Source organism: Amycolatopsis sp. SID8362 (assembly GCF_010550475.1).
Classification (GTDB): domain Bacteria; phylum Actinomycetota; class Actinomycetes; order Mycobacteriales; family Pseudonocardiaceae; genus Amycolatopsis; species Amycolatopsis eburnea.
On record NZ_JAAGNB010001772.1, the window covers coordinates 1 to 10,151 of the forward strand.

At 71.3% G+C, this 10,151-nt stretch carries 7 protein-coding genes and 1 pseudogene; 6 read left to right on the forward strand and 2 right to left on the reverse strand.

Annotated elements, in window-relative coordinates; translation table 11 throughout:
• On the reverse strand, positions 1-1,115 hold a 1,115-nt coding region (locus tag G3I65_RS54405), incomplete at its 3' end, for an amidohydrolase family protein (protein ID WP_160704276.1).
• A 90-nt stretch (positions 1,116-1,205) separates the two neighbouring features.
• Here G3I65_RS54405 and G3I65_RS54410 point away from each other — a divergent pair.
• From G3I65_RS54410 to G3I65_RS54420, 3 genes and pseudogenes are all read left to right on the forward strand, one after another.
• Positions 1,206-1,646, forward strand: a complete 441-nt coding sequence (locus G3I65_RS54410) for a MarR family winged helix-turn-helix transcriptional regulator (RefSeq protein WP_160704278.1) — start codon at positions 1,206-1,208, stop codon at positions 1,644-1,646.
• Between the two features lie 296 nt (positions 1,647-1,942).
• Positions 1,943-2,373: pseudogene (locus G3I65_RS54415) on the forward strand (endo alpha-1,4 polygalactosaminidase).
• Positions 2,374-2,493: 120 nt separating this feature from the next.
• Positions 2,494-5,535 carry a glycoside hydrolase family 2 TIM barrel-domain containing protein gene (locus tag G3I65_RS54420; protein ID WP_309236113.1) on the forward strand — a complete coding sequence of 1,014 codons (3,042 nt, stop codon included), beginning with the start codon at positions 2,494-2,496 and terminating at the stop codon, positions 5,533-5,535.
• A 35-nt stretch (positions 5,536-5,570) separates the two neighbouring features.
• Here G3I65_RS54420 and G3I65_RS54425 read toward each other — a convergent pair whose 3' ends face one another.
• The gene (locus tag G3I65_RS54425) at positions 5,571-6,347 is read right to left on the reverse strand and encodes a hypothetical protein (protein ID WP_160704280.1); all 777 of its coding nucleotides are present in this window, start codon (positions 6,345-6,347) and stop codon (positions 5,571-5,573) included.
• Between the two features lie 287 nt (positions 6,348-6,634).
• On the opposite strand from G3I65_RS54425, the gene G3I65_RS54430 reads away from it, so the two are divergent.
• From G3I65_RS54430 to G3I65_RS54440, 3 genes are all read left to right on the forward strand, one after another.
• A complete protein-coding gene (locus tag G3I65_RS54430) occupies positions 6,635-8,287 on the forward strand; it encodes an AMP-binding protein (RefSeq protein WP_160704282.1) in 1,653 nt (550 codons plus the stop codon).
• A complete protein-coding gene (locus G3I65_RS54435; RefSeq protein ID WP_160704284.1) occupies positions 8,287-9,255 on the forward strand; it encodes a phosphotriesterase in 969 nt (322 codons plus the stop codon). Before G3I65_RS54430 ends, G3I65_RS54435 begins: the two co-directional genes overlap by 1 nt.
• A 95-nt stretch (positions 9,256-9,350) precedes the next feature.
• Complete coding sequence (locus tag G3I65_RS54440) at positions 9,351-9,974, forward strand: TetR/AcrR family transcriptional regulator (protein WP_125311960.1); 624 nt, start codon at positions 9,351-9,353, stop codon at positions 9,972-9,974.
• The last annotated feature ends 177 nt before the right edge of the window (positions 9,975-10,151 follow it).

Below are 10,151 nucleotides of genomic sequence, written 5' to 3' on the forward strand. Positions count from 1 at the left end.
CGGAGCCCTTCGGCGATGCGGCCGCGGTCGCCGAGACCGAAGCGGCGGGCGGTGGTCGCGGTCGCGGCGCGCAGGGCCTGCGCCGGGGTCAGGCCGGCGGCCACCAGGTAGCCGAGTTCCTGGTGCAGGCTCGCGCCGTGGGCCAGGCCGCCGAAGAACGTCTCGGCCATGGAGGCGTCGGTGCCGGCCAGGATGTCGACGCCGGCCTCGGCCAGCGCCCCGACGGTCGCCAGCACGTCCTCGAGCTTGCCCTGCGGGTAGCGGTCGTAGCTGGACCGCAGGGTTTCCGCCCACTTGCCGTCGAGGCGGCGGGCGACCCGGGGGTCGTCGGCGAGGTCGCCGCCGGTGATGCCCATCATCGACGCGTTCAGGGCGACGCACGGCACGACGAACATCCCCGCTTCGGCGACCAGGTCCACGATCTCCGCGGTGTGCGGGCGGTCCATGAACACGTGCACGAGCCCGTCGATGCCGGCCTCGGCGGCCATCCGGGTGGCGTCGACGGTCAGCGCGTGGGCCACGGTGAGGGCGCCGTGCTTCTTGGCCTCGGCGACGCCGGCGTTCAGCGTGGCTTGGTCGAGCATCGGCAGCCCCGGATGCCCTTCGACGCTGCCGTCGTCGATCATGAACTTGATGTAGTCGGACCCGCGCGCGAGCAGCTGCGGGACGAACGCGGCGGCCTCTTCCGGCGTGGTGGAGAACGGCATCAGCGGCATCACCGGCGGCAGGTCGCCGCCCGGCCGGAAGCCTTCGGGCATCAGCTCGCTGGGGTGCCCGCCGGGCGGGGTGATGGCGAACCCGGACGACCGGATGTCGGCGACCGTGTCGTCTTCGGTGATGTGCGCGCGGTTTTCGCGGGTGTGCAGTCCCTGCATCTCCAGCTCGGTGGTGACGCCGAACCGCAGGGCCAGCGCCTGGGAGCCGGGTGCGGAGTGGACGTGCGCGTCGATCAGCCCGGGCAGCAGGGTCGCGCCCCGGCCGTCGACGACCTCGGCGCCGTCGGGCACTTCGCCGCCGACCTGGCGGATCTTCCGGCCGTCGAGGACGACGGTCCGCACTCCCAGAGGCTTCTCGCCGTCGAAGACCTGGGCGCCGGTGATGGCGGTGGTGGCCATGGTGGCCTCGCTTCCTCGTTCGCAGTTACATACCCAATGCTATGCAGTTAGGGGTTGGTATGCAAATGCCGGGGGTACTACGATCCGGGGGTGAGCACCGCGCGTTCCGCCGAGGACCTGCTGCTGGACCGGATCGGCCCGGCGCTGTCCCGCCTGCGCCGCCGCACCCCGGCCACGGGCCGCGACCTCTCCCGCAACCTGGTGCTGAACGTCGTCGCCGACGCCCCGGGCGAGATGACCGTCGGCGGCCTCGCCATCGAGATGGGCGTGGCGCAGCCGGTGGCCAGCCGCACGGTGGCGGCCTGCATCGCCGACGGCCTGCTGCGCCGCGCGGCGTCCCAGGCCGACGGCCGCCGGACGGTGCTGGAGCTGACGGAGAGCGGCGAAGCGGAGCGGGACCGGTTCGCGGCCGAGCAGCGCGAGGCGTTCGAGGCCATCACGGCGGAGTGGGCACCGGAGGATCGCGTCCAGTTCGCGCGGTTGCTGGTGCGGTACACCGAGGACGCCGGCGCCTGGTCCCGAGACCGGTGACGGCTTTGTCCACTGTGGATGCCGGGCGCCGTGGAGTCGGGGTGATGAGAACCCTTCTCGTCGTGCTGGGCTTGACCGTCGCCGCTTGTTCGCCCGCCGAGCAGCCCGCAGCCGATGAAGGCGGGCTTCGACTACCAGCTCGGCAGTGCCTACACGCCACCGGGTGCTAGAACATCTGCTAGGTCAACGCTTTCCAGGCTCAGCCGGGCGCCGAGGCGGAGTAAGGAGACCTGGTGCTGCGGGACGCGAATGACGAGCCGGTGATCGACGAGGAGTGGCACGAGGCACTGCTCGACGTGCGAACGGCGGGCAAGCGCGAGCGCGTCGCGGCGAAGGTCGGCGCTTGGGGCGACGACTGCTCGGCCAAGGGTTTCCAGGCGGTCGAGCCCGACAACTACGACAGCTACACGCGCTCGCACGGCCTTCTCTCCGACGGCGACGCCCAAGCCTTCGTGCGCCTGCTGTCATCGGGCAGAAGAACACGTCCGAACTCGCCGGGCGGCGCCGGGAAAACGGGCTCGACTTCGCCGTCGCCGAAGAATGCGGCGAGCAGGAGAACTGCGACGAATACACGGCGGCCTTCGGTGACCACGTCGTCGTGATCGAATACACCGACGAGGGCCTGGCGACCGCCTGCACGCGCTGGGGTGGCTCGCTCAGCATCGTCCGCCGCGACCGAGACGTCGTTCCCGAAGGGGCCGCCGGGTACGTCCGGAAGACCTGCTGAGGTCGAAATGATCGAAGCCTTTGATCGATCGGAAACCCTTGTGCGATAGTGCTTTCCGCTGCCCCCGCCGCCGGAAGGGACTGTCCGATGCCGCACTCGCCGCGACCGAGCCGACGTCTGGTGCTGGGAGGAGCCGGTGCCGCCGTCGTCACCTCCGCGTTCGCGCCGGTGGCCAGGGCCGCCGAAGCGCTCGCCCGGCCGGAGCTCGCGATCACCGGGCGGAGCACCGATCTCGGCGCCGGCTGGCGGTTCGCCCTCGCGAACCCCGACGGCACCACGGACCCCGGCGGCCGGTTCGCCAGCGCCGCGGAGCCCGGCTTCGACGACTCGGCGTGGCAGGCCGTCGACGTCCCGCACGACTGGAGCATCGAGCTGCCACCGACCCCGCAAGGCGGCACGAGCAGCGCGTCCGGCTTCTTCCGCGGCGGCCTCGGCTGGTACCGCAAGACGTTCACCCTGCCGCCTTTGCTCGCCGGGAAGCGCGTTTCGATCGAATTCGACGGCGTCTATTCGGACGCGCACGTGTACCTGAACGGCGAGCTGCTCGGCAACCACCCGTACGCCTACACGGGGTTCGCCTTCGACCTCACCGGCCGGGTGCACACCGACGGCCGGACGCCGGACGTCCTCGCCGTGCGGGCGGTGAACCCGCTGCCCAGCAGCCGCTGGTACTCCGGCAGCGGCATCTTCCGCCGTGTGCGGCTGGTCGTCACCGAGCCGGTGCGCGTGGCCCGGCACGGCACGTTCGTCACGACGCCGGACATCGCCGCCGGCCGGGGGACCGTGCGGGTGGCCACGGACGTCGCGAACGACTCCGCCGTCGCGGTGGTGGCCGAGGTGCGCACGACGGTCACCGATCCGGCGGGCCGGGTGGCGGCCAGCGGCTCGGCGACCGTGGCCGTGCCCGCCGGCCGGACGGCGACGGCGGTCACCACGCCGGAGGTCGCCGCGCCGCAGCTGTGGTCGACCGAACGGCCCCGGCTGTACGCGGTGCGCACCGACGTCGTCGTGGCCGGGCGCGTGCTCGACACGACCACCACGGACTTCGGGTTCCGCCACTTCGCGTTCCACCCGGACGACGGGTTCTCGCTCAACGGCGTGCCGGTGAAGCTACGCGGGGTCAACCTGCACTCGACGCAGGGCGCGCTCGGCGCGGTCGTCGACGAGGCCGCGCTGGAGCACCAGATGCGGCTGATGCTCTCGATGGGCGCCAACGCGCTGCGGACCGCGCACAACCCGCCCGACCCGCGGCTGGTGGCGGTCTGCGACCGGCTCGGGATCCTCCTGATGGTCGAGGCGTTCGACTGCTGGCGCACCGGCAAGGTCGAGTTCGACTACCACCGCGACTTCGACGCGTGGAGCGGGCGCGACATCGCGGAAATGGTGCACGCGGCCAAGAACTCGCCGTCGGTCGTGCTGTGGTCGATCGGCAACGAGGTGCCGGACGCGTCGATGGCGGGCGGCCCGGCCATCGCGGCGGACCTGATCGCCGCGGTCCGGGCGATCGACCCGACCCGGCCGGTGGTCATGGGGTCCGACCGCTACCGCGGCGTCCCCGCGCCGGGCTCGCCGCAGGACCTGATCCTGCGGCAGCTCGACGGCCTCGGCGTCAACTACAACACCGCCCAGTCGATCGACGGGCTGCACGCGAAGTACCCGGACAAGTTCTTCTTCGAGTCGGAGTCGTCGTCGGCGACCTCGACGCGCGGGGTGTACCAGGACCCGGACCTGCTCAACACGGGCGAGAACCACACGCCCGGCAAGCGGGCGACGTCGTCCTACGACAACAACCTCGCCTCGTGGACCTTCAGCGGCGAGTACTCGCTGAAGAAGGACCGGGACCGGAAGTTCTGCCAGGGCCAGTTCCTCTGGGCCGGGCAGGACTACCTCGGCGAGCCGACGCCGTACGACGTCTTCCCGGTCAAGACGTCGTTCTTCGGCGCGATCGACAGCGCGGGCCTGCCGAAGGACGCCTTCCACCTCTTCCGCAGCCAGTGGACGGCCGGGCCGATGGTGCACCTGACGCCGGTGGACTGGACCGGGCACCGGCCGGGCGAACCGGTCGCGGTGTGGGTGTACTCCACTGTGGACACGGTCGAGCTGGTGCTCAACGGCCGTTCGCTGGGGACGAAGAAGTTCGACCGCAAGACCACTGTGGACGGACGGCCGTACCTGGAGACGACCGAGCCGTCCGGCGACGACAAGAACGACCCGTCCGGCAGCTACACCAGCCCGACCGGCAGCTCCGGCAAGCTGCACTTGACGTGGACGGTGCCGTTCGAACCCGGCACGCTGACCGCGATCGCCCGGGACGGCGGCCGCGAAGTGGCCCGGGACCGGGTCGTCACGGCCGGGCCCGCGCACGCGATCACGCTGACCGCACCGGATCGGGCCGAAACCGGGGCGATGGCGTTCGTGACGGCGTCCGTTGTGGACGAACGCGGTGTGGTCGTGCCCGGTGGCGAACCGGTGCTGCGGTTCGCCGTCGCCGGGCCGGGGCGGGTCGCCGGGGTCGACAACGGCCGTCAGGAACTGGCCCAGAGTTACCAGCAGCCGACGATCCCGGCGTTCAACGGGCAGGCGGTGGCGGTGATCGCGGCGACCGGCGGCCGCGGTCCGATCACCGTGACGGCGACCGCGCCGGGACTGGTATCCGGCCGGATCACCTTGCCGGGCACCAAACTCGGGCAGCGCAACGGTCCCGGGGCGCGGGCGGTCGAGGTCGCCGCGCCGGTGGTCGCGGTGGCCGCGGACGCGAGCTACTCCGGCGCGCCGGACACGCTGCCGGCGGCGATGCTGGACGGCGACCCGGCGACCGGCTGGTCCAACTTCTACGTGAAGCAGGCGACGGCGACGCTGGCCGCGGTGAGCCGGCCGCGGGCGGGGGACTGGGTGTCGCTGGCCTGGCCCGCGGCACAGCGGATCGCGGGGCTCACCGCCCGGTTCGTCGTCGACGCGAAGCACGGGCTGCCGTCGGCGGCCGAGGTCGCCGTCCACACGGCGCGGGGGTGGGAGCCGGTGCGGAACCTCCGGATCACCTGGGGGAGCGGCTCGAACGACCCGACGACGCTCGAGTTCGATCCCGTGGTGGGCACGAAAGTGCGGCTGACGATGACCGCGAAGGGATTCCTGCGGATCAGCGCCCTGGTCGTGAGTGTTTAGTCGGGTTAGAACCCGACCGAACACTCACGACCGCGTCAGCGGGTACACGGCGCCAGTGCGTCCAGGCCCTGCGGCTTCTCGGCGTTGCGCCCGATCGCCGTGGCGATGCGGTTGATCGTCGCGACGCGCTTGTCCTCCAGCGGGCCGAGGATCGCGTTCTGGACGAAGTTCGGACCGCCCTGCCCGGCGCTCGTCACCAAGCGGTTGTTGGCTTCGGCGATCTGCGTGTTCAGCAGTTGCAGGTTGCGCTGGACCTCGGCCTGCGCCTGGGCGGGGATCGCCGGGAGCCGGCTTTCCACGTCGGGGCAGCTGATCTGACCGGCGGAGGCGGTGCTCTGCACGGGAGCCGGTGCTTGCGACGTGGCCGCGCCGGAACCGGTCTGGCCGCCCAGTGAACACGCCGCCAGACCGCCCAGGTTCTGGGGTTTCTCGCCCTGGCGGCCGATGGCGATGGCGATCCGGTCGATCGTCGACGTGCGTTTGTCCTGCAGCGGGCCGAGGATCGCGTTCCGCACGAAGTTGGGTCCGCCCTGGCCCTGCGTCGTGACGAGCCGGTTGTTGGCTTCGGAGATCTGCGTGTCGAGCAGCTGCAGGTTGCGCTGGACCTCGGCTTGCGCCTGGGCCGGGACCGCGGGGAGCCGGCTCGCCACGTCCGGGCAGGTGATCTGCCCGCCCGACGCCGCGTTGGCGGCGCCGGGGTCGCCGACGGTCGTCGCGATCACCAGCGCTCCCGCCGCGATCGCGAGGCCGAGGGCCGCCGTCGCGATCTTCGTCCGCCGCGAGAGGCGGTGCCGTCCACCGGTAGCAGGCATGAATCACTCCAAGTTAGCGTGAACACAAGGGGACCACACGGGCAGTGCGCGGTTTTTCCGAATGGTGCGGCCGAGCGGCCGCGAAAGCCATCGTGGCGGCTCCACCAGGCATTTGTCCAGTGCGAAGCGGCAAACGGAGAGATTCTGAACCATTCCGAACCGGCGTACGTATTCAGCGGTGAAAGGCGAGTTCTGCATTTCCCGCCCGAGTCCGGGGCTTGACGCGGACCACGGTCGCCTCCTAGCGTCGACATACCGACCGGTCGGTGTCCAAGGGAGGTCACTGGATGAGCTGGTACGACGCGAAGCCCTGGCTCGCGAGCTACGACGAACGGGTGCGCGACGCGGGACCGGCGGAGCCGACGACGCTGCCCGAGGCGTTCCGCCGCGCCGCGGACCACGTCCCCGACCGGGCGGCCATCGCGTACTTCGACGCGCGGCTGAGCTACCGGGACGTCGACCGGCTTTCCGACGGCGTCGCGCGGTACCTGACCCGGAACGGCTTCGCCCGCGGCGACCGGCTCGCCCTGGTGCTGCAGAACATCCCGCAGTTCGTCATCGCGCTGCTCGGCGCGTGGAAGGCGGGCGGCATCGTCGTCCCGGTCAACCCGATGTACCGCGAGCGCGAGCTCACCCACGTGCTCACCGACGCCGGCGTCAAGGCGATCGTCTGCTCGCAGCGCGGTTGGAACGCCTACATCGCGAAGACCGTCGAGGGCAGCGCCGTCGAAATCTCGCTCACCACCAGCGAACTCGAGTTCCAGACCCGCGACGACGAGCGCGTGCTGGCCAAGGTCGAGAAGGAAGAAACCCCGGGCGCCACCGAACTCCTCGAAGCCGCGAACACGCCGGGGGAGAAGCCGCCGGAGCCCGCCTTCGCACTCGACGACACCGCCCTGATCAGCTACACCTCCGGCACCAGCGGCACGCCGAAGGGCGCCACCAACACCCACGGCAACATCGGCACCAACGCGGCCGGGCTCGGCTCGTTCAGCGGCCTGCCCGCCGGCTCGACGCTGTTCGGGCTCGCGCCGCTGTTCCACATCACCGGCATGGTCTGCGAACTCGGCTCCGCGATCGACATCGAGGGCACCCTCGCACTGGCCTACCGCTTCGACCCCGGGGTCGTGCTCGACGCCTTCCTGGAACACCGGCCGTCGTACACGGTCGGGCCGTCCACGGCGTACATGGCGCTGATGGCCCACCCGTCCTTCAGCCGCGACCACTTCGCGTCCTTCGCGCTGCTGTACTCCGGCGGCGCCGCGCTGCCGCCCGCGGTCGTCGAGGCGTTCCGCGCGAAGACCGGGCACTACATCCACAACGGCTACGGCCTCACCGAGACCAGCGCCGGCTGCGTCGTCGTCCCGGGGACGCTCGAAGCGCCGATCGACCCGGCGTCGGGCACCATCTCGATCGGCCTGCCGGTGCCGGACACGATCGTGCGGATCCTCGGCGAGGACGGCGAAGAGCTGCCGTTAGGGCAGCCCGGGGAGATCGCCGTCGAGGGCCCGATGGTCGTCCCGGGCTACTGGAACCGGCCGGACGCCACCGCCGAAGCCCTTCCCGGCGGGCGCCTGCTCACCGGCGACATCGGGTTCATGGACGAGCGCGGCTGGGTCTACGTCGTCGACCGCAAGAAGGACATGATCAACGCGTCCGGCTTCAAGGTCTGGCCGCGCGAGGTCGAAGACGTCCTCTACACGCACCCGGCCGTCCGCGAAGCCGCCGTCGTCGGGATCGCCGACGAGTACCGCGGCGAGACCGTCAAGGCCTACGTCAGCCCCGCGCCGGGAGCCGACGCCGATCCGGCGGAACTCGTGGCGTGGTGCAAGGAACGGCTCGCCGCCTACAAGTACCCGCGCACCGTCGTGGTGCTCGACGAACTGCCGAAGACCACCAGCGGCAAGATCCTCCGCCGCGAACTGCGGGCGAGGGGCTGATGGTCGAGACCGTCCGCGGCGCGATCGCGCCGGAAGCGCTGGGCCGGGTGCTGATGCACGAACACCTCTTCGTGCTCAGCCCCGAATTCGCCGAGAACTACCCGGAGCACGAAGGGTTCCGCGAGGACGAGCACGTCCCCGAGGCGATCCGGCGGCTCGAGGAGCTGAAGGACGCCGGGATCGACACGATCGTCGACCCGACGGTGATCGGGCTCGGCCGGTACATCCCGCGCGTGCAGCGGGTCGCCGCCGCGGCCGAGGTCAACATCGTCGTCGCGACCGGGCTGTACACCTACAACGACGTGCCGCACTACCTGCACTTCCGCGGGCCGGGAACGTTGCTGCAGGGCGAGGACCCGCTCGTCGGGATGTTCGTCGGGGACATCCGGGACGGGATCGCCGGCACCGGCGTCAAGGCCGGGCTCCTCAAGTGCGCCACCGACGAACCCGGCGTCACGCCCGGCGTCGAACGCGTGCTGCGCGCGGTGGCGAAGGCGCACGCCGAGACCGGCACGCCGATCATGACGCACACCCACGCCGGCACGCGCCGCGGGCTGGAGCAGCAGAACATCTTCGAGGACGAAGGCGTCGACCTGAGCCGCGTGCTGATCGGGCACTCCGGGGACTCGACGGACCTCGGGTACCTCACCGAGCTCGCCGACCGCGGGTCGCTGCTCGGGATGGACCGGTTCGGCCTCGACCTGCTGCTGCCGTTCGAGGAGCGGGTGGCCACCGTCGCGGCGATGTGCGAGCGCGGGTACGCGGGCAGCATGGTGCTCTCGCACGACGCGTCCTGCTACATCGACTGGCTGCCCGCCGAGCAGCTGCCCGTGCTGACGCCGAACTGGCACTACCTGCACATCACCCGGGACGTGCTGCCCGCGCTGCGGGAGCGCGGGGTGTCCGAAACGGACATCACGACGATGCTCGTGGACAACCCCCGGCGGTTCCTGGCCGGGGAGTCCTGAGCCGTTATCCTGTGCGTTCGAATCAACCAGCGGCGCGCAGCGCCTCCGCTGAGGGTGGTGGCGGGGGCATGGATGGACGAAGAGGGGATCTTGCCGTGACCCGAGCGAGCACCCGCAAGCCGGGCGAGGCGACCGGGGACGACCAGGCCGCCGTGCCCCGGCGGCTGCTGGAGCACGCCACGAAACTCTTCGCGAAGAAGGGCTTCGACCGCACGTCGGTCCAGGAGATCGTCGAGGCCGCGGGCGTCACCAAGGGCGCGATGTACCACTACTTCGACTCCAAGGACGACCTGCTCTACGAGATCTACGCCCGTGTCCTGCGCGAGCAGACCCGCCAGCTGGAGAGCGTCGCCGACTCCGGCGCGCCGCTGCGGGAACGGCTCGCCGCCGCCGCGTCCGACGTCGTCGTGTCCAGCATCGACAACCTCGACGACAACACGATCTTCCTGCAGTCCATGCACCAGCTGTCCCCGGACAAGCGCAAGGCCGTCCGCGCTGAGCGCCGCAAGTACCACGAGCGCTTCCGCGCCCTGGTCGAAGAGGGCCAGGCGTCGGGGGAGTTCCGCACGGACAAGCCGGCCGACGTCGTCGTCGACTTCTTCTTCGGCTCGGTGCACCACCTGGGTTCGTGGTACCGGCGCGGCGGTCCGCTGACCGCCCGCCAGATCGGCGACCACTACTCGGACCTGCTGCTCGACGCGCTGCGCCCGCCTGGGTGATCGGTGACCGATTTCCCGCCGCTCCCGGTGCTCGAGAAACTGACGCCGGCCGAGCGTGAACTGGTCGAAGCCGCGCGGCGCGGCGACGTGGCGACGCCGGACGCGCCCGTCCGGGCCGAGGTGCTGCGCGAGCTGCTGCTCGGCCGCCGCGGTCCGCTCGACCCGCTCGGCGTCCGC

What these genes read in the sequence shown, in the direction of transcription:
- G3I65_RS54435 (WP_160704284.1), top strand. Translation starts at nt 8,287, where the DNA reads ATGGTCGAGACCGTCCGCGGCGCGATCGCGCCGGAAGCGCTGGGCCGG.
- G3I65_RS54425 (WP_160704280.1), bottom strand. Translation starts at nt 6,347, where the DNA reads ATGCCTGCTACCGGTGGACGGCACCGCCTCTCGCGGCGGACGAAGATC.
- G3I65_RS54430 (WP_160704282.1), top strand. Translation starts at nt 6,635, where the DNA reads ATGAGCTGGTACGACGCGAAGCCCTGGCTCGCGAGCTACGACGAACGG.